This window comes from Serratia sp. BFP-2025 (genome assembly GCF_050880365.1).
Taxonomy (GTDB): Bacteria; Pseudomonadota; Gammaproteobacteria; order Enterobacterales; family Enterobacteriaceae; genus Serratia; species Serratia surfactantfaciens.
In genome coordinates this window covers 52,854-70,422 of record NZ_JBPAFV010000001.1, presented here as the reverse complement: position 1 = coordinate 70,422, position 17,569 = coordinate 52,854, and the positions used below count along the sequence as shown (strand labels likewise).

The following is a 17,569-nucleotide window of genomic DNA, read 5'->3' as shown; positions in this document are numbered from 1 at the left end:
GTTACCCATCAGACATTACAGTCCGAACGCGAAATCCAGCGTGGTGGAGCCGTCCAGACTCGTGCCTTCGCCGATACCGCCGTGCATATCGCCGCTTTTGGCCAGGAAGGCCTCCACACTGAGTATTGCGGTGAAGGTCTTGCCGATGGCCAGCGTATTGGCATTTGAAGCCCAGCCCACGCGCTTGCCGTGTTCGAGTTGTACGCTACCCATTGGGGAGGTGATCGTGCTGTCCTGGGTCACGAACAGTCGACCGAGTTTGCCATCAATCTGCGGGTGGTAAGCTGTTACCGCATAGAACCCCAGCTTGCCGGTATTATTGATGCTACCGAGACCGAAGGTTTTTCCCGTCTCGCTGGCGGTGCCCAGACGGTTGTCGATAACGTTGAAGGTCATCGGCGTTTCGGCATCGCATTTCACCTTCATGGTGCCGTTACCATTTATCCCCAGGCTGACCGCTTTGTCCCTGTTGATTTTCGTATGGTTGATGCTGCCGTAATCAAAAACCCCGTCGTTAGGGAGTGACACCTCACAGGTCGGCGCCACCAGCTCCCCCACCACTTTGATTTCCGCGCTCGGGCCGGCGGCCAGACTGCCCCCGGCAACAAGCAGCGTGGACGCTACCATCACACGCAATGCAATTTTATTCATCAGTCGACATCCTTATATCGCTTCAATCCAAAGAACTTTCTCAGGCACTCAAATGCCGTACGCGAAACTGAGCGTGGAAGAGCCATCCAGTTTGACGTTATCGGTAATTGGGCCCTTCATGTCTTTGGCCGAGGCCAGATAAGGCTCAACCTCCAGCATGGCGGTAAACAGCTTGCCGCTGTTTTGTACGTTGCCCGACTTTGCCCAGCCGGTGATGTTGTTTTTATCGATATAGGCGGAACTGACGGTGGTGAACGCCGTGGTGCCTTTCTTCACGCTGAACAGCGCCGAAGGTATGCCATTAACCCCAGCGCTGAGGACGTTGACTTTATAATAGCCGAGCTTGCCGTCGCCATTGACGCCCCCCAGGCCAAAGTGAGCGCTGCCGGTTGCACTGGCGGTCCCCTCACGGTTATCGACCACGGTGAAATTCAGGAAGGTTTCGGCCTCGCAATTAACGACCAGCTGCTTTTGCGACTTGGCTAACGCCGTGGCCGCCGCTGAGTTGATTAACCCATTGGACAACTTACCCAGTTCGAAAACACCGTCGTTGGTGATGGACACCTCACAGGATGGCACCGCCATTTGCCCTTTCACTTTCAATTCCGGCGACATAGAGGCCGCAGAGACCTGATTCGCCATCATCAGGATTGCGGCGATGCTTGCAGAGATTACTGTTTTTTTCATCATGAATATCCATACTCATAGTTAATATTATCCCGTTCAAAACAGATGACAGGATGTTAAGCGGAGATAAACCCCGTTTTGCCACTCAAATTCACTGTCGTTACCCATGCCGGCGTAAAAACAATGCATGAATTGACGCTGCGCACTTATTGCTTGTTATTCAGAGCCCGAAAACGAAATTCAACGTGACAGAGCCGTCCAGCCCCACTTTATCGACGGCGAGAATATTGGCGTCCAGAACCGGCGTCACTGAAATATCCATGGTGTAGGTCTGGCCGGCGGCGCGCGTCGCATCCGCCAGCAACCAATCGGTACGCTCACCGGAAATCAGCGCGGCTTCAGTGTTCGGCGGCACTGACGCATTGCGTGAACGCAACGTAGCCGGGAAGCCGTTTACGGCAGAGTGAGACAGCCCCAACAGAAAATAGCCAACGGGTTGCCCATCCGGCGCATTGCCCAGCCCGAAACGGCGCAGATCCGGCTCATTGCGGCTGGCCGCGCGGTTATCCGTCGGAATGATGGCCAGATAAGTATCGCCTTCACAGCGTACCTGCCAGGTTTGTTTCAAGGTCGGTAATCTCTGCGCCTCACCCCGAGCGCCTCCCCGCACGGCGCCATAATCATAAACGCCGTCATTACCGGCGATAACGGTGCATCCTGAATGTTTTATTTTCCCGGATACTTTCAACTCAGCCGAAGGCGCAGCGATAAGTTGACCGGAAAAAAGAACCCATAAAGCGATCAGGCTTGTTTGCAACAGTCTCTTTTTCATCCCAGCGTGGTTTCCATTCCCATTAATCCGCACGCTTGCAATTACGCAAGCCATCGATGAGACAAATAGTTCTCACTTCCCCTGACGCAGAAGCGATAAACGTTCTCTCATTAGATAACCATCAATTTTTATTTCTCAGCACGGCTTCACCTGCATCAATGCCAGCGACGATGCAGGAAATGCCAATTTAGCGTCCCGGAACAACAATTGAAATATAAAACCAAATACGGAGGAAAATTCAGAGCATATAGCAGAATAAGTAGAAAAAAATAGGCTGAGACGACTAAAAAACAATAAAATCATACCAACAGACAGACAAACGCCCCATGATAATTACATTTAATTAACCGCCACAGCCACACATTAAAAATATACACAGTACATTAAAACCGAAAAACAGCCCAAATGATAACTCACATAAATAATTAATATAGATCCAACAAAAAATGAATGATGATATGCCGTCACTCCCCCCTCAGATGTAACGACAAAGGCTCTCGTTTCTCTCTGCGCCGTTTTCTCATTGCGGGAATGAGCTGAAAATATTCGGCACGGCAGATGAAACACAACCGCAATCCCATCAGGATAACCATCGGACCGAATTGGCAAACAACGAGCGGTTTACAGCGCCCGCGAATAGACCCGCGAGGCTTCTCCCCAGGGGTGATAGCCGAGCCCGTTATAAACGAAGCCATTACGCTCGTAGTAACCCTCCAGATCGGTGCACAGGTGCAGCTGCGGGAAGCCCAACCGGCGAGTTTCCGCCGCCACATGCTCAATCAGCTTGGCACCGCAGCCCCGGCCGCGCTGCGTTTCCTCTACGTAGAGCGCACACAGCCAGGGATACAGCTCACCGCGGCTGATAAAGTCGTTGGTAATCAGCCCCGCACAGCCGAGGATCTGGTCATTTTCCATCAGCAGGTACCACTGCGGCAGCGGGTTGGCGGCGCCGAGGCTGCGGTTGATAGCGTCTTCATACATCATCAGCGTCTCTGCCGTGGCCCAGTGCCGCTGAAAATATGCAATGGCGCGCGGCGCCAGCTCGGGCGCTTGCCGCACCGAAATCATGTCCATCGTCATTCCCGTTATTCATGTTGTCAGCGTAGAATTATGCAGCAATATGCAGAGTATGGCAGTGGCATTCCGCCGCCGTCATTCACCCCAAGGAGTCATCATGACGCAAAACATCTATGACAATCAGGCCTTTTTCGAAGGCTACGCGCAGCTCAGCCGTTCGCAGCACGGCCTGGACGGCGCGCCGGAATGGCCCGCCATCCGCCGTATCCTGCCGGATTTGCAAGGCAAAAGCGTGGTCGATCTCGGCTGCGGCTACGGCTGGTTCTGCCGCAGCGCGCGCGAACAGGGCGCCGCCAACGTACTGGGGCTGGACGTCTCGGAAAAGATGCTGGCCAAAGCGCAGGAGATGACTGCCGACGCGGGCATCGAGTATTGTCGGCAAGATTTGGCGCAGCTGCAGCTGCCACCGGAAAGTTACGATCTGGTCTACAGCTCGCTGACGCTGCACTACCTGGAAGATCTGGCCGCGCTGTTCGCCATGGTTTACGCCGCGCTGAAACCCGGTGGGCAGTTTATCTTCACCGCCGAGCACCCGATCTACACCGCCCCGGCGCAGCAGGGCTGGCTGACCGACGGCAACGGGCAGAAATCCTGGCCGGTCAACGGCTACCAACGGGAAGGCCAGCGCGTCTCCAACTGGCTGGCGGAAGGCGTCATCAAGCAGCACCGCACGCTCGGCAGCTATATCAATCTGCTGGTGCAGCAGGGGTTCATCATTGCGCATTTGAACGAATGGGGCCCCAGCGCGCAGCAAATCGCCGCTAATCCGGCGCTGGACGAAGAGCAGGAACGCCCGATGATCTTCATTCTCGCCGCCCGCAAACCCGCCTGATGCTTGCCTGATTTACCCGCAGTACACCATTAACACCGCCAAATTTGGGGAGGCCGCCTCCCCCCAACGGCTATTGCGCCGGCAGCGCCGCCCCGTGCGCCGCGAAGTGCGTCAGCGCCTCGCCCTCCATGCGATAGCGCACCCACTCGCCCTGCGGCTGAGCGCCGATGCTGAGGTAGAAATCGATGGCCGGTTGATTCCAGTCCAGCACGCTCCACTCCAGGCGGCCGCACTGCCGCTCGCACGCCAGCCGGGCGATGTGCCGCAGCAGGGTTTTACCGGCGCCCGCGCCGCGATGCTTCGGCGCCACGTACAGATCTTCCAGATAGATGCCGTTTTTACCCAGCCAGGTGGAGTAACTCATAAAGAACACCGCATAGCCCGCCGGCTCGCCGTTCACCGTACAAATCAGCGCTTCTGAACAGGCCCCCGGCCCAAACAGGCTGCGTTCGATATCTTCCACGCTGGCCAGCACCTGCTCGCGCGCCTTTTCGTACACCGCCAGCTCGATAATCATATCCAGAATCAGTTTGGCATCGCTTTTTTGCGCCGAGTAAATCTCAATGGTCATGGTGAATCCTGAGTGTATTGATGACTGTGCTTGCCAGCATATAGCGCCTCCAATACTGTATGAACTGCATTTTCATCAACAGGTAATGAATATCATGCATCTGGATTTGAAACGTCTCGATCTCAACCTGCTGCTGGTGTTCGAGGCGGTGTATCGGCTGCGGTCGGTGACACGCGCCGCCGCAGAATTGGCCCTCAGCGCATCGGCGCTGAGCCACGCGCTGATCCGGCTGCGCAAGGCGCTGGCGGACGAGCTGTTCTACCGGGTCGGCAACGACATGCACCCGACGGTGTATGCCGACAGCCTGGCTCCTACCGTCAGCGAAAGCCTGGCGCTGCTGTCTAAAGGGCTGCATCCGCGCCCGCGCTTCATCCCCGCCGAAAGCCGGGAAAGCTTCACTTTCGCCGTTACCGATTACACCGCCTTCGCGGTGTTTCCGGCGCTGATGGCGCAGATGCAGCGTCTGGCGCCTGGGCTGTCATTTCAGCTGCGCTATTCCGAGCGCAAAGTGGCGCTGAACGATCTGCTGGCGGGGCGCATCGATTTCGCGCTGGGCTTTACCGAAACCGACGGCGAAAGCTACCCGGAGATCGACGAGGTGAGCTGGCTGGAGGATGAGTATGTGGCGGTCTGTTCGCCCGCGTTCAGCGCAAGATACGGCGAACTGACGTTGGAAAATTACCTGCGGGCGCGCCATCTGGTGGTGACGCCGTGGAACGAGCAGCGCGGCGTCATTGACTATCAGCTCGACAAACTGGGGCTGCAACGCGATATCGCCATTCGCACGCCTTCATTGCTGGGTGCACCGTTCATCGTCGCCGACAGCGAACTGGTGATGAGCATGCCGCGCTACGCCGCGCAAAAATTACGCCAGGCGGCGGTACTGGATGTCCACCCCCTGCCGTTTCCGGTGCCGCCGTATCAGATCAAAATCTACCTGCACCGTAAGAACGGCAGACCGGAGGCCTGCCGCTGGTTGCGGCAACAGCTGCAGGCGCTGGCGGCGTTATAACGCCGGTTCGCCGATCGGCAGATACCCCTGCCACAGCGGCCGGGCCGGCTTGCCGTGCGGGTTGGCCCGCAGATGAACGTGATAACCCTGCAGCGCCTGCAGCAGCAGGCAGTCGTCCACTTCAGCCAGATCATCCTTGTGTTGCTGCGCGCTGTCCCTCAGCAACACCCGCTTGGCTTTGTCTTTAGCCTCATCGGCGGAACGCGCCACGAACAGGCCGAACTGGTGCAGTTCCGCCAGCTCATCGCTGCGGTAACCGCCCACATTGACGAAAAACAGCTTCTCTTCACCGGCGAACGGCGCAGGTTCCAGGCTTACGTCGTAACCGTCCGCCCAGTCGATGCGCGCATAGCCGTCGACATGCACCTTGCGCTTGTCGCCAAACCACTTTTCACGCAGCAGCGGGTAAGCCTCTTCCGGCCGATCCGCCGCCGCAAACTGCACGTCGTGCAACTCAATATTGGCGCCCGGCGCCGTACCGCCCACATAAAACATCAATAATCCCGGCATGTTATTCTGCTCTCCTTGGTGATAATCGCTGTATAAATTAATACATAACGAAACATCTGCCAACGGCGGCGCCATTCTGTGTTATCAATAGATGAGGTTTAATCTGTTGTGGAGGAACGCATGGCATTCAATATCGGTGATTTTGTGCAACGCACTACCGGCGGCCCAAAGATGACCGTGGTGGCGATCGACGGCGAAACCCTGGTTTGCAGCTGGAATGAACTGGGTCAAGAGCAGCGCACGGAGGTGCAGGCCAGCGACGTGGCGCTGTACCACGAAGACGGCGATTTCGGCGTCTGCTGAATGACCGGGGCGCGCCGCGCCCCGTTATCGCCTCAGGCGCGAATGTCCTGATAGGCCGGTGTGGTATCGAACTCATGCTTGGCGAACGGGCACAGCGGAATGATTTTGCGCTGTTCCGCGCGCATTTTCTCCACCACCAGCGCCACCAGCTTTTTGCCGACGCCCTGTCCCTTCAATGACTCATCTACCCAAGTGTGATCGATAATAGTCAGCTTGTCGCCGCTCGGCACGAAAGAGATCTCGGCGATCGTCTTGCCCTGCTCGTCATTGATATAAAAACGCTTCTCGTCTGCCAGTATTTTAAGATCCATATTATTTCTCCCTATATTTCAGTGCGCCGCTGGGGCAAGTGTCGATAACGCGTTTCACCTCCGCCGCGTCGGCATTGTCCGGCATAATCCACGGGCGGCGGTTCAGGGTAAAAATAGCCGCGTTGCCGCGCACGCAGTTGGCGGAATGGCGGCATATCGCGCTGTTAAAATAAACGTCAATCTTATCGCCGGAATAACGGCGGTAACCGGTTGCGGTCAATTCCTCGTCCATCATGGCCTCACATTGCCTGTTTTATTGTTTTTGCTCCAGGCTCAAGTATAGGCAATGTCGCCGGCTTCACCACGCGTCTCGCTCACCGAAAAAAGAGGCGCAACCGCCCGCCGCCGCTAGAAAAAAACGTAAATTGATCTAATCTTTAATCAGCAAGACAACATAATTTCGACAGTGGCTAAGGAGTTCGAAATGGGTGATAGCTCAAAAGACGGCGTAATTCTGCTGTCCCGCATTCTACTGATGGTTCTGTTTATCATTTTCGGCTGGATGAAACTGGTCAACTTCGGTGCGACCGTCACGGCGATGGAAGGTTATGGCACGCCGATGCCTTATTTGGCGGCGATTATCGCCGTGGTGGTGGAGTTTATTTTCGGCATCGCGCTTATTCTCGGCCTGTTTACTCGCCCTATCGCGGTCATTTTCGCCCTGTATGTTCTGGGCACTGCGTTTATCGGCCATCCGTTCTGGAAGATGACCGGCATGGAAATGATGGGTAACGAAATCAACTTCTTTAAAAACATCAGCATCATTGGCGGTTTGCTGTTGCTGGCGGTGACCGGCGCCGGCCGTTATTCGCTGGACTATAAAATATTTAATAAATAATTCATCGATACGTCAATGGCAGCTCCTGCTGCCATTGACGTTCCTCCCTTTTCCGCTGCCTATCAGACGTTGTCTCGCTTACACCTCTGCCGCTATGGGGAATTCGGGCATTTGTACGCGCAGATCGATATGACGTCCCTCAGGAATGTCGATAGGCTGACCATCCACATACCCTTCTTTAATATTCCGCGCGAAAACAGGAACACCGTCGTGGGTACGGTGATAACTGCGAATAATGATATCGCCATTGGTTTCAACCTGATAATCAACCCAAATCAATGCTTGCTTGTTACTGTCTAATGGGATTTCAATCCCACCGTTTATCCCCCCCCAAATTGGGTCGGCATTGAATCCGAGCGTCCCTGCCATGCGGTAAACCCCTTCGCTGAGCCTCTCCGTTTTTACCCCCAGAACGTCTTCATTGAATACGCTGCGGCCATCACCAAAGAGCTTGACTACCGGGGAGGCGGGTTTGAGATACCCATTGGTGTCCGTGATCGTGGAGGCCTCTGTCCAAACCTTGAACCACTTGCTCCACTCGGTGCCATTCCAGGTACGCAAAAACATCTTCCCACTCTGGTTTCCCGACACCCCATAACCGTAACAAGTTTGCGCCGCTCGATAATTTTCTTTGGTGTCTTCTTGACCGACTTTCCAGCCATACACATCCAGAAAATACGTCCCGACATCTTTGAACGGATTCCCCAAAGGATCCGTTCCTACCATCCCTCTGCGCGAGAAGTATCGATCATTAAAATCCAGTTTTCTCGCTGCCGTTACACCATAGGTCAATCCCCAATCTTTCAGGTTGGAAATATCCGATACCGTAGGCAAACAGGTATCACCGAAGGTTCGCCCCCAGCTGATTTTCCCCGCCGATACCGAGTTGGATACACCGGTAAAGAGTGCTCCCGATGAGCCCACAGCCATATACCCTGTTGTTGGGCCACCATCGATCGGCAGTGAGACACAGCCAAAAATGTTGTTGGGAAGTGGAGCATTGTCAGAGGCCGGCGTCACTCGATACATGTTGTAAATTCGTTGAAAAGCATCATCTTTATGCTGGGCACCTGCTCCCAGACCAAACTCCCCTTTTGAAATCAACCGGCTGTCGAGATAATCACGATCGACGACAGTTGCATCGGTCAAGTTCGCAATCACTTTTTTACCCAGAGGGCTCTCAGGTATAACGCTATCTTTGGTGGCGACATGATTCCAGTTATCGACCATAGCCATATCTACGCTAGAAATCTCATAGAAACACTGATTGATAAAGCTACCAAGATTGACATGTACCTCATACATATTCGCCGTTCGCTCAATCAAACAAACGTCAATGACCGCCGCACGCTCTTGCAGTGCGTTCCAACATGTCACCCCCGCTCGTCCAGCTGCGTTGACAGTCGAAACTTGCCCATCACCGGTACGTATAACAATACTCGCCATCGCATTATGGATCCAAGCTCCGTTATAACCTGGTCCGCCGGTAACATCGATCTTTAGCGTACTTCCACCTTGCGTAAATTTGCTGATTTCACCAAGCAAATACCATCCTGGGTTCTTTGCCGTACCAGGCATCTTCCAACGAGTGTTATTAATGACTTTTTTAACCGTGACATCCATGCTATCGAGCACTTTCCTATATCCCGGCAAGATAATGCGTTGCCCATCGTCTTTTTCTATGGTGACATCACCTGATGAAGTCAATAAATTCATCAAATCATTGCGGCTTCCTTGAAAGTAAGTTAGCAAAGCTGACAATCTTGCGGAAAACTGGCTGATATCACCTTCATAAGTAGTGATAATCGCGTAATCTTGCCCAGTGGCCGTCGAACCTGCATAAGGCGAACTTAATACAAAGAGATTGTTGTTACTTACAGATTTAATCTCATAAAGTTGATTGTCTGGAGCCAGCAAAATCGTCCCAGGCATCACGCCATTTTTTGCGTCAGCCCATTGCGTCCCCACCCCTGCGACGGATGTCCCATTGCTGACAACATTAATTTTTCCCGTTCTGTACCACATGCTTAAATTCCTTGATATGCAATTGCATCATGATTAAAAGGCAGGCGTGCCAATGCCTGCCGTTAATGACATATTTATAATTAGCAACTCACGAAAGAGAGAAATAAATAGTCGATTCTAATTACTGCAAAGGTCCAACGTTGGCATCATCTGCATCGACAAGATCAATATCGCGAAAATCTGCCGCATGTTTTTCCTTCTCATCAACTTCCTGATTCTGAAGGACATCCAGTCGTAGATCGATCCAGCGCCCCGCCGGAATATCCATAGGCTCACCGGCAATAACCATCGCCGTATCTGCATCGAATCGCCGTTTACTGACTCTGACCGTGACGACGCCATCGTCGTCAGTCTCCGTCTCTACGAAGCACAAACGGTTGCCGTTGCCATCTTGAGGTATTTCAAACGTCCACCCCTCCTTTGCGAAGCCACGAGCACCAGTGAGGCGATAAACGCCAGTCGTGAGCTTTTCTGCAGTGACTCCCGCCGCCTCGGGATTGATCGCCGCTACGCCGGCAAGCATAAAGCCGGCTAAAAAATCACTGTTCATGCGCTGCGGATCGCTGGACAAGCGAGCAATCGGCGAAGCTTTCTTGATAAAGCCGTTGCCATCTACCGTCGTCGTCGCTTCTGTCCAGTCCTTAATCCATCCAGTCCATTTCGTACCGTTCCACACCCGGGTAAAAACCTTGCCGCTTTCAGAACCAAGGCTGCCATAACCGGAAACCACCTGCCGCGTGCGAAGCGAACCGGGCTCCGCTCCGCCATCCACTTTCCAGCTTTCAACTTTAATAAACGCGGCGCCCACCCCCAATTCCGCCGGTCGATTAATAGCGTCATTAATCACCATCAACGGACTGGACTGGTATAGCGAATCTAAATTAAGCCGAGCTGCAGCGGTGACTGCCCCCGTCAATCCGTAATCTTTGCCATTTCTCAACTCCGAAACGGCAGGAGCATAGAGATCGGTAAACACGCGCTGCCAGAATATTTTTCCTTTATTTTCCCCATAGTTGCTTCCTTGCCCTACCCAGGCATGCCGCTGCCCGCTCACCGCCAAATAAGCCGCCGATGGGCTGCCATCCAGCGGCAGGGAAACCACCGCTACGTTACCCGCACCACCTGGATAGTTAGCCGAGTCTTGATTTATCCGATAAAAACGGTTGAGCATTTCAAACGCATCATCTTTGTGCACAGAAGTGCCGCCAATCCCGGTACCATCGCCAGCCCAAATGCACTTCTGCAGATCTATTTTCTTGTTTGCCAAACTCTCGACATACTGCGCATAGATTCCCACGTTCATATTGCTGGCAGGAAGGTCGCCCTCGAAACGAGTCCCTTTGTTGACCCAACGGCTCAGCATGGTCGAAAGTGACCCTCCTTGCACCGTATAGTAGTTGGAGGCCATGAAACTGCCCAGAGTCACATAAACATCGTAATTATTTGCCGATGTTTCTACTAAAGAAAGAGCTTTAATAATAACTTCATTACCTGAGTGAACCACTCTAGCTGAAATGCGCCCACGTGAATTAACAACGTTATTCTGCGTCCCCGTTCTGATAATAACCTGTGCTCCAGTGTTATTGTAAACCTGGCCATTAAATCCCGCCCCGCCAACGATATCTATACTCACCGTTGCGCCATTTTGCGGGAAGTTCACCAGCGTCCCCCACAAATAAGTGACATCTGCCGTTGTTGTCACCGGCATCGCAAAGCGTAAACGATCGATGGAAACAAGCGCCTTGTCTTGCATATCCGCCATCAATTTGCTGTACGAAGGTACAGTGATCAACGAACCATCTTCTTTGGTTAATTTAACGTCGCCGGTACCAGTCAAGACATCGATCAACTCACTACGACTTCCCTGAAAATAGGTTAGCAAGGCGCTGAATCGAGCAGAGAACTGACTGATATCTCCTTCGTAAGTCGTAATGATGGCATAGGGTTGCCCATTGGCCGTCTCACCCGAATAACTACTGTTCAAGGTCAATGAAGCATTGCTGTTAACGCTCTTGATTTCATAGAGCTTATTATCTGGTGCCAGCAACATCATCCCCGGCATCACGCCGTACTTTGCATCTCCCCATTGTGTGCCGGTCGCAGAAACAGAGGCGCTATTAGCGACAACATTAATTTTACCCGCTTTATACCACATACTTATTTCTCCATGTTTCTAAAAATTAAATTAAGGTAATTAAACGCCAAAGAACATTCATCCTCTCCAGGACCAGAACCTATTATTCTTAAGAGGGAAAACCATCATGACAAAAGAGGAAACTATTGTGCTATCTCGATCATCCATAGCGTCAGTCTCAATTCTAATTTGCTGCTCGCCGGCATACGCTGGAATATCGATTGAAATAGCATCTTCATAAACATCCCCTCCGCTCACTCTACTGAATCGATGTTGACGAAGGATATTCCCATTCAGTTTGATTCGCATATTGCATACCGAACCTCGCGGGCTGCTGTAATACACGACCTTGATATTGGGAATGACGAGTCTCACGGCATAGTTCATTCCACCCGCATAGACGTAGGTATATACGCCATCATGCTTGCGTAGCGTCTGGGCACTGAATGCCTGCATGCTGGCAATATCACCATCTATCCTATTCGCATAAACCTTGCCTCTGACATCGCAGTTCTCATTGATGGTCACGTTGTTGAATACGCCTGAAGTGGCGAAAATACGTCCGCGCACATCCATATTACTGAACGTGGCATAACCATTCTTATTGATCGCCCATCCCTGCCGATAAGCGGGGTCGTCATGCCAAACGTAGTTTGACGACGTGATTTCCTGTGCTATTTTTGCACTGTCTATCGAAGCATTGGCGATAAACGCGGCGTTAATAAACGTCTGGCCATTTTGCACGGCAAACGGGGAGGAGACACTTCCGTTTGGATTATTCAGCAACGCAAAACGATCCGCCTGGACCAAGAACTGACTGTTGCCCGCGCCATCTACGCCCAACGCCATCCCTGCAACAAACTGCCGCCCTGCGTTGTCAACCTGTACCTTCAAACTCCATGATGCCGATATCTTTCCGTTCAATGAAGCCTGTGCCTGTTTGACCTCCTGTACCGCCGCAGTGTTATTACCGGCGGTCGCCGTCACGTGATCAATACGTTGTCCTAATGCACTATCGGCGCTTGAACGTACGCTGCTTTCATTCAGCAGATTGGTTTTGACCTTACCCACTTCAGTATTAAGTTGAACAATCTGTTGTGAAGAGGCCGATTGGTTATCGGTAACTGTTTTCGCCAGTTGGGTCAGTGCAGCGCGGTTTCCCTCTGTTTTACTGGATATATCGGTAAGCTGTTTTGCCTGAGCGCTACCCGTATCCACCAAAACCTGCAGCTGTTGTTCAACGTTCGCTTGATTCTCATCAACCGTGCCGCTTAACGTCGTCAACTGTTGTGCCAAAGCGCTATCGGCCTGCGCCCTTACCGTCAACTCTGTGGCCAATTTAGCCGCAACGCTACCAAAATTGGCCTGCAAGCCAATCAACTGCCTAGCCTGCGCTTGTTGCTTATCGGCCAAAACCGTCTGTTGAGTCTGGAGCCCCGCAGTAATGGTGTTTTGTTGCTGAACATCCCCACTTTGCTTCAATGCCAGCTCAATATTGGCTTTCGCCGTCGCTGCCAACGATTGTGACAGACTGGCATTGGCGCTATCGGCATCAGATTGCGTTTGCTGCAGCTGCGTAATTGCAGCCTGGCTCTCCCCTACCTGGCTATTAAGTGAATCCAGCCGTTGTGATAATGCGCTGTCCTCGGTCGCGCGTACGGTGAGCTCCTGCCGCAGCCCGGCAGAAACATCGCCAAAGTTAGCCTGCAGCATAAGCAACTGCCGTGCCTGCGACTCCAGCTTGTCGGCATGAACCTCCTGTTTCGAAATAAGCCCGGCGTTTACCCCAACCTGTTCTTTCTTGCTGTTATCAAGGTTTAGCGCATTCTCAATATCCGCTTTGCTCAAGGCTTCCAGCGACTGCGTCATTCCCGCCCGTGCGCTTTCGGCATCGCTGACAACCTGCTGCAGTTGGGCCAAGGTTGCACGACTATCGCCCACTTGACTATTGAGCGAGTCCAAACGTCGTGACAGCGCGCCGTCTTCCGTTGCACGCACGGTTAACTCTTGCTGGAGTTCTGCAGAAACATCACCAAAGTTGGCCTGCAAACGTGCCAACTGCCGTGCCTGAGACGCCAACTGATCGGCCTGAACTTGCTGTTGGACGGTAATCGTGGCGTTAACTTCGTGCTGATCTTTTTTGCTGTTATCAAGATTTAATGCGTTCTCGATATCCGCTTTGCTGAGTGCTTCCAGCGATTGCGTAATGCCCGCCATTGAACTCTCGGCATTGCTGGCTGCCTGCTGAAGTACATTGATGGCCGAAGCCTGGCCATCAACGGCCGTTCCCAACGTGTTAAGCGCTTTCGCCTGAGCGCTGTCAGCTTCTGCGCGAGTCTGCGATTCCGCTGCTATCGCTGCCGTATTGGAGCCCGCTTGTGATTCCAGGGCACTGAGTTGCCGTGCCAGAGCCGACTCGCTATCCGTCAAAGTCTTCAGTTGCTGCGTAACCTGGGCCTGATTATCGCTAAACTCGGCGCCCAATCCGCCCAACTGCTCACCCATTGCCTGCTGCTGGTTAGCCAATGCTTCCGTTTTTGCCGTAACGGCCGCATTAACCCGACCTTGTTCCGCATGATGGTCATCGACAATTTGGGCACTGGCGGCCACATCCGATTCCACTTTGGCCAACGCCGCTTGAGCATCTGCCTGCGTTTGTTCCAATTGGGCGATCGTTCCCTGCTGCTTATCGGAAACGGCTTTTACCGAATTGATAACTTGGGACATTGCCTCATCGGCATCACTCCTTGCCTGCTTTTCTTGAGCAATTTGCGCCGCATTGCCCGCTGATTTGGCCACGACGGCAGCCAATTGCTCTGCCAGCGCTTGGTCCTGTTCCCGCAAGACGCTAACCTGAGAAATCACCTCTGCAATGCTGGTGCCGTCACCGCCGGTCAATGCGTCTACTTTAGCCTGTAGCTCGGTATCGGCCCGCTGCAGAGCCGCTCGCGTCCCGCTAAGCTCATGCCGGGCATCTTGAATATCTCCGGCCAACGTTTGCTTCGCCATCGTCAAATCAGTGCGTGCCAAATCGAGTGTCAGGCTATTCTCAATCGCCGCCTTGCTGATTTGCTCCAGGTTGCGCTGCAAACCTTCTACGGTCATGTTCAGATCGGTATTGGTGCCGGCAACTTGTTCTTTAACACTCTCGAGAGCCTGCTCCAACGCACCGACATCGCCGGCCAGTGCCTCCTTGTTTTGCTCAATGTCACGCTGCGCCTTAGCGATCTTATTCGCCAGATCCTGAACGTTTTGATCGGACGGCAGACTGGAGATTTTATCCAACAGTTCTTTACCTAACTCCGTCTCGGTAATGCTGTTGGCAATCTGTTCCAAAACGATATCCGCTTTATCGGAGGAAATGCCGCGTACAAACTCCGTCCATTCAGACTGTAAGCCGTTTTTATCCGTAAACGCCGCGCGAAAATACAGCGTTTGCCCCGCCCTGAGTCCTTGCATGTCATAGTTATTTTGCGGATAAGGCACGTCTGCCAACAGTTTCTCATCAGAGAAATCCGCTCGTGCAGCAACGGCTAGCGTTGTTTTCAGACCATCCTCAGCCCCTGTACCAAACATCCAGGAAAGTTGGATACCAAATACCCGATCGATAGAAGCGCGCAGCCCAACGATTCGCGGCGGTGCCCCTTCTTTACCGGCCAAATAGGTGGTTTCTGAGCGGCCCCAAGGTGAGGAGACGTCGACTGCATTAACCGCACGCACCCGAACATCATAATTGCCTGCGAAAATACCGTTGACTTCAAACCCCAGCGAAGAGGTCGCACCGATATTCACCCAGTTGCCGCTGTCTTTGCGCCATTGCGCTTCATACTTCAGCGCACCGGTCACCCTCGCCCATTGCACGCGCAGAGTGGCGATATTGATCCCTTGGCTGACATAGTCATACCGGGAAAGAGTGATATTGGCGGGTGCGGCTATCGTGCCAGGGGGGGTGACAGTAAGCGGCGGAGAATCCAACCGAACACCGTTATCGATAAACGCGTATTTATTTGGATCGTGCTCTACCGCACTGATGGTGAAAGTGCCGTCATCGTTGGATTGCACTGAAATCACGCGGAACTGTTGAACGGCCAGGTCGTCAGAATCGATGCTCCAGACCGCTTCCGTTTCCGGTTGCTGACGAAAAGCCGCAGTGAGCGTTACGGTTTTCTTGTCAGCGGCAATGCTGGCAATGGTGCGGCGTTGGGCCGTGCCATCCGGCAGATTGACGCACAAACGATCGCCCGCGGTAAACTCGACCTCACGATCCAAAACGACTGTTCGTTCCTGTGCAGTTCGGATCCTGCCGCCATTGGCCTTACCGGCCAACATCGCGTCCGCGACGCCGATAATACGCGCAGGCAGAGGAATATTGCCGTCCAGTCCAACGTTAAAACTGACGGTACGATCTTTGGCATTGCTTAAAATAGCCCAGCGACCGCGGCGATGAGCTTCGGTCCGGCGTGTGCAGCCAATAGCCGTTATTTCGGTCTGGTTCACCCCATACCGTTTAACCAAATCGTTATCGTAGGCCGCCTCAACGGCCTCGGCATAATGATTGGATGGATCTCCCCATTTGACCAACGCCGAGGTATAGCGATTCTTGTAAGAACCTGAGGCATAGGTAAACTCACCGTTAATCACGTTGGCTCGCGAATAGACAAAATCCATATCGCGCGGCATATCCGCATAGGCAAATAGCTGATCGTTACCCCAGTAGGTAATACCGCGGAAAATAGCCGAAATATCGCGTAAGACGGTGTAAGCATCTTGCTGAGATTGAATATACACATCGCACAAAAAGCGTGGTTCCTTACCCTCACCACCCAGTCCGTCACTGACGAGCTCATCACAATACTGGGCGATTCGATAGAGTCCCCATTTGTCCATTTCCAATGCGGAAACCCGGTTCCCCAACCCATAGTTCTTATCAAGCGCAATATCGTAGAACACCCAGGCAGGGTTGTTGCTCCAAGCCCATTTGAAACTGCCATCCCAAGCGCCGGAGTAACTGCGAGCCAACGGATCGTAGTTGGCGGGAATGCGTATAATCTTGCCTTTTGGCCTGACGGTAATTTTAGGGACCGCGTTGAATTGAGCTGCGTCGAACTCAATGAACAGCAGTGCCGTATTGGGATAACGAAACTTCGCGTCAACGATCTCGGTATAAGTCTGAACCTGGGTATTATTTACCAGTTTGCTGCTGGTGGAGTCCGGCGTCAGACGACTTACACGCAACGTCCAGCCGTTTGTTGCCTTGGGCAAGTTAACCCGATGGTCACGCTCATACAAACTGGTGGTTTTGCCCTCTACTTTTCCGGCAACGACCGTTTGATAAGCAGCGCCGTCGGTAGAGAGTTCAATTTTGTATTCCACAACCGCGCCATGCATATCACCGTTATTTTCATAACGAAACAGCGATGGAAATCCCATCCGAATGCGCAATGCATCAATGTCGGTATTAGTGAAAGTACGTGTCCAGGCATTGGTCGTCGTCAGTTTTACGTTGACGGAGGTTTCCGACTCAACGTCCGGCATCCCCTGAATGTAATCCTGCATTTGCGTACCATTGCGCACCTCCCATTTCAGTCCGGTGAAATTCTCGCTGCCGTCGGCATTGTGTATCGGCGTGCCATCCAGCAGAATGCGCGTGCCGTCTAGTTCGCCGGCGATCTCACCTTCCGATAACGCCAGGAGGATTTTAATTTTTGCATTGGACTGCAAGTCATCAGGTGATTCGACCGGTGTATGCGCCGCTCCACCACCACCTTTGCGCCCGCGAATAAGTGTCTGTGCCATATTGCGCCCATAAAAAAAGGCCGCCTGAGCGACCGTGATGAATAAAGAAA

The 17,569-nt window shown here is 53.0% G+C and carries 15 protein-coding genes; 4 read left to right on the top strand and 11 right to left on the bottom strand.

From position 1 onward, the window contains the following. Window positions 1-15: 15 nt before the first annotated feature. From ACRAWE_RS00345 to ACRAWE_RS00330, 4 genes are all read right to left on the bottom strand, one after another. The gene (locus tag ACRAWE_RS00345; RefSeq protein ID WP_432524335.1) at window positions 16-651 is read right to left on the bottom strand and encodes a DUF1120 domain-containing protein; all 636 of its coding nucleotides are present in this window, start codon (window positions 649-651) and stop codon (window positions 16-18) included. 48 nt (window positions 652-699) lie between these two features. After that, the gene (locus ACRAWE_RS00340) at window positions 700-1,338 is read right to left on the bottom strand and encodes a DUF1120 domain-containing protein (RefSeq protein WP_063919936.1); all 639 of its coding nucleotides are present in this window, start codon (window positions 1,336-1,338) and stop codon (window positions 700-702) included. Between the two features lie 160 nt (window positions 1,339-1,498). Further along, a complete protein-coding gene (locus ACRAWE_RS00335) occupies window positions 1,499-2,110 on the bottom strand; it encodes a DUF1120 domain-containing protein (protein WP_015378852.1) in 612 nt (203 codons plus the stop codon). A gap of 621 nt (window positions 2,111-2,731) precedes the next feature. After that, window positions 2,732-3,184, bottom strand: a complete 453-nt coding sequence (locus ACRAWE_RS00330) for a GNAT family N-acetyltransferase (RefSeq protein WP_084799208.1) — start codon at window positions 3,182-3,184, stop codon at window positions 2,732-2,734. A 100-nt stretch (window positions 3,185-3,284) separates the two neighbouring features. Here ACRAWE_RS00330 and ACRAWE_RS00325 point away from each other — a divergent pair, with 100 nt between their 5' ends. Then, entirely contained in the window at window positions 3,285-4,019 is a 735-nt protein-coding gene (locus tag ACRAWE_RS00325; protein WP_063919938.1) for a class I SAM-dependent methyltransferase, read from the top strand. Window positions 4,020-4,089: 70 nt separating this feature from the next. Here the strand turns inward: ACRAWE_RS00325 and ACRAWE_RS00320 are convergent, their stop codons facing one another. Further along, window positions 4,090-4,590: a GNAT family N-acetyltransferase gene (locus ACRAWE_RS00320; RefSeq protein WP_063919939.1), complete on the bottom strand. Its 501-nt coding sequence runs from the start codon at window positions 4,588-4,590 to the stop codon at window positions 4,090-4,092. A gap of 85 nt (window positions 4,591-4,675) precedes the next feature. Here ACRAWE_RS00320 and ACRAWE_RS00315 point away from each other — a divergent pair, with 85 nt between their 5' ends. Further along, on the top strand, window positions 4,676-5,602 hold the full coding sequence (locus ACRAWE_RS00315; protein ID WP_063919940.1) for a LysR substrate-binding domain-containing protein: 927 nt from the start codon (window positions 4,676-4,678) through the stop codon (window positions 5,600-5,602). Here ACRAWE_RS00315 and ACRAWE_RS00310 read toward each other — a convergent pair. Next, window positions 5,597-6,112: a DUF1543 domain-containing protein gene (locus tag ACRAWE_RS00310; RefSeq protein WP_063919941.1), complete on the bottom strand. Its 516-nt coding sequence runs from the start codon at window positions 6,110-6,112 to the stop codon at window positions 5,597-5,599. The genes ACRAWE_RS00315 and ACRAWE_RS00310 overlap by 6 nt on opposite strands. A 120-nt stretch (window positions 6,113-6,232) precedes the next feature. Between ACRAWE_RS00310 and ACRAWE_RS00305 the strand changes: the two genes are divergently transcribed. Next, window positions 6,233-6,415: a YodC family protein gene (locus ACRAWE_RS00305; protein ID WP_019452265.1), complete on the top strand. Its 183-nt coding sequence runs from the start codon at window positions 6,233-6,235 to the stop codon at window positions 6,413-6,415. Window positions 6,416-6,447: 32 nt separating this feature from the next. Here ACRAWE_RS00305 and ACRAWE_RS00300 read toward each other — a convergent pair whose 3' ends face one another. Together ACRAWE_RS00300 and ACRAWE_RS00295 are read right to left on the bottom strand one after the other, a co-directional pair. Further along, window positions 6,448-6,726 carry a GNAT family N-acetyltransferase gene (locus tag ACRAWE_RS00300; RefSeq protein WP_019452264.1) on the bottom strand — a complete coding sequence of 93 codons (279 nt, stop codon included), beginning with the start codon at window positions 6,724-6,726 and terminating at the stop codon, window positions 6,448-6,450. Window position 6,727: 1 nt separating this feature from the next. Next, entirely contained in the window at window positions 6,728-6,958 is a 231-nt protein-coding gene (locus ACRAWE_RS00295) for a (4Fe-4S)-binding protein (protein WP_025159532.1), read from the bottom strand. Between the two features lie 192 nt (window positions 6,959-7,150). On the opposite strand from ACRAWE_RS00295, the gene ACRAWE_RS00290 reads away from it, so the two are divergent. Beyond that, the gene (locus ACRAWE_RS00290; RefSeq protein WP_019452262.1) at window positions 7,151-7,564 is read left to right on the top strand and encodes a DoxX family protein; all 414 of its coding nucleotides are present in this window, start codon (window positions 7,151-7,153) and stop codon (window positions 7,562-7,564) included. 78 nt (window positions 7,565-7,642) lie between these two features. Here the strand turns inward: ACRAWE_RS00290 and ACRAWE_RS00285 are convergent, their stop codons facing one another. The 3 genes from ACRAWE_RS00285 to gpJ all read right to left on the bottom strand — a co-directional run bounded on the left by ACRAWE_RS00285 (window position 7,643) and on the right by gpJ (window position 17,519). Continuing rightward, window positions 7,643-9,589, bottom strand: coding sequence for a hypothetical protein (locus ACRAWE_RS00285; RefSeq protein WP_154747710.1), 1,947 nt, complete (start codon window positions 9,587-9,589; stop codon window positions 7,643-7,645). A 121-nt stretch (window positions 9,590-9,710) separates the two neighbouring features. Beyond that, window positions 9,711-11,744 (bottom strand): prophage tail fiber N-terminal domain-containing protein, encoded by a 2,034-nt coding sequence (locus ACRAWE_RS00280; protein WP_432524330.1) that lies wholly within the window; start codon window positions 11,742-11,744, stop codon window positions 9,711-9,713. A gap of 57 nt (window positions 11,745-11,801) precedes the next feature. Further along, window positions 11,802-17,519, bottom strand: coding sequence for a TipJ family phage tail tip protein (gene gpJ, locus ACRAWE_RS00275; RefSeq protein ID WP_154747711.1), 5,718 nt, complete (start codon window positions 17,517-17,519; stop codon window positions 11,802-11,804). Window positions 17,520-17,569 lie beyond the last annotated feature (50 nt).

Coding starts and splice junctions, on each gene's coding strand:
- ACRAWE_RS00330 (WP_084799208.1), bottom strand. CDS start 3,184: ATGGACATGATTTCGGTGCGGCAAGCGCCCGAGCTGGCGCCGCGCGCC.
- gpJ (WP_154747711.1), bottom strand. CDS start 17,519: ATGGCACAGACACTTATTCGCGGGCGCAAAGGTGGTGGTGGAGCGGCG.
- ACRAWE_RS00325 (WP_063919938.1), top strand. CDS start 3,285: ATGACGCAAAACATCTATGACAATCAGGCCTTTTTCGAAGGCTACGCG.
- ACRAWE_RS00340 (WP_063919936.1), bottom strand. CDS start 1,338: ATGAAAAAAACAGTAATCTCTGCAAGCATCGCCGCAATCCTGATGATG.
- ACRAWE_RS00305 (WP_019452265.1), top strand. CDS start 6,233: ATGGCATTCAATATCGGTGATTTTGTGCAACGCACTACCGGCGGCCCA.
- ACRAWE_RS00295 (WP_025159532.1), bottom strand. CDS start 6,958: ATGGACGAGGAATTGACCGCAACCGGTTACCGCCGTTATTCCGGCGAT.
- ACRAWE_RS00335 (WP_015378852.1), bottom strand. CDS start 2,110: ATGAAAAAGAGACTGTTGCAAACAAGCCTGATCGCTTTATGGGTTCTT.
- ACRAWE_RS00320 (WP_063919939.1), bottom strand. CDS start 4,590: ATGACCATTGAGATTTACTCGGCGCAAAAAAGCGATGCCAAACTGATT.
- ACRAWE_RS00300 (WP_019452264.1), bottom strand. CDS start 6,726: ATGGATCTTAAAATACTGGCAGACGAGAAGCGTTTTTATATCAATGAC.
- ACRAWE_RS00310 (WP_063919941.1), bottom strand. CDS start 6,112: ATGCCGGGATTATTGATGTTTTATGTGGGCGGTACGGCGCCGGGCGCC.
- ACRAWE_RS00285 (WP_154747710.1), bottom strand. CDS start 9,589: ATGTGGTACAGAACGGGAAAAATTAATGTTGTCAGCAATGGGACATCC.
- ACRAWE_RS00290 (WP_019452262.1), top strand. CDS start 7,151: ATGGGTGATAGCTCAAAAGACGGCGTAATTCTGCTGTCCCGCATTCTA.
- ACRAWE_RS00315 (WP_063919940.1), top strand. CDS start 4,676: ATGAATATCATGCATCTGGATTTGAAACGTCTCGATCTCAACCTGCTG.
- ACRAWE_RS00345 (WP_432524335.1), bottom strand. CDS start 651: ATGAATAAAATTGCATTGCGTGTGATGGTAGCGTCCACGCTGCTTGTT.
- ACRAWE_RS00280 (WP_432524330.1), bottom strand. CDS start 11,744: ATGTGGTATAAAGCGGGTAAAATTAATGTTGTCGCTAATAGCGCCTCT.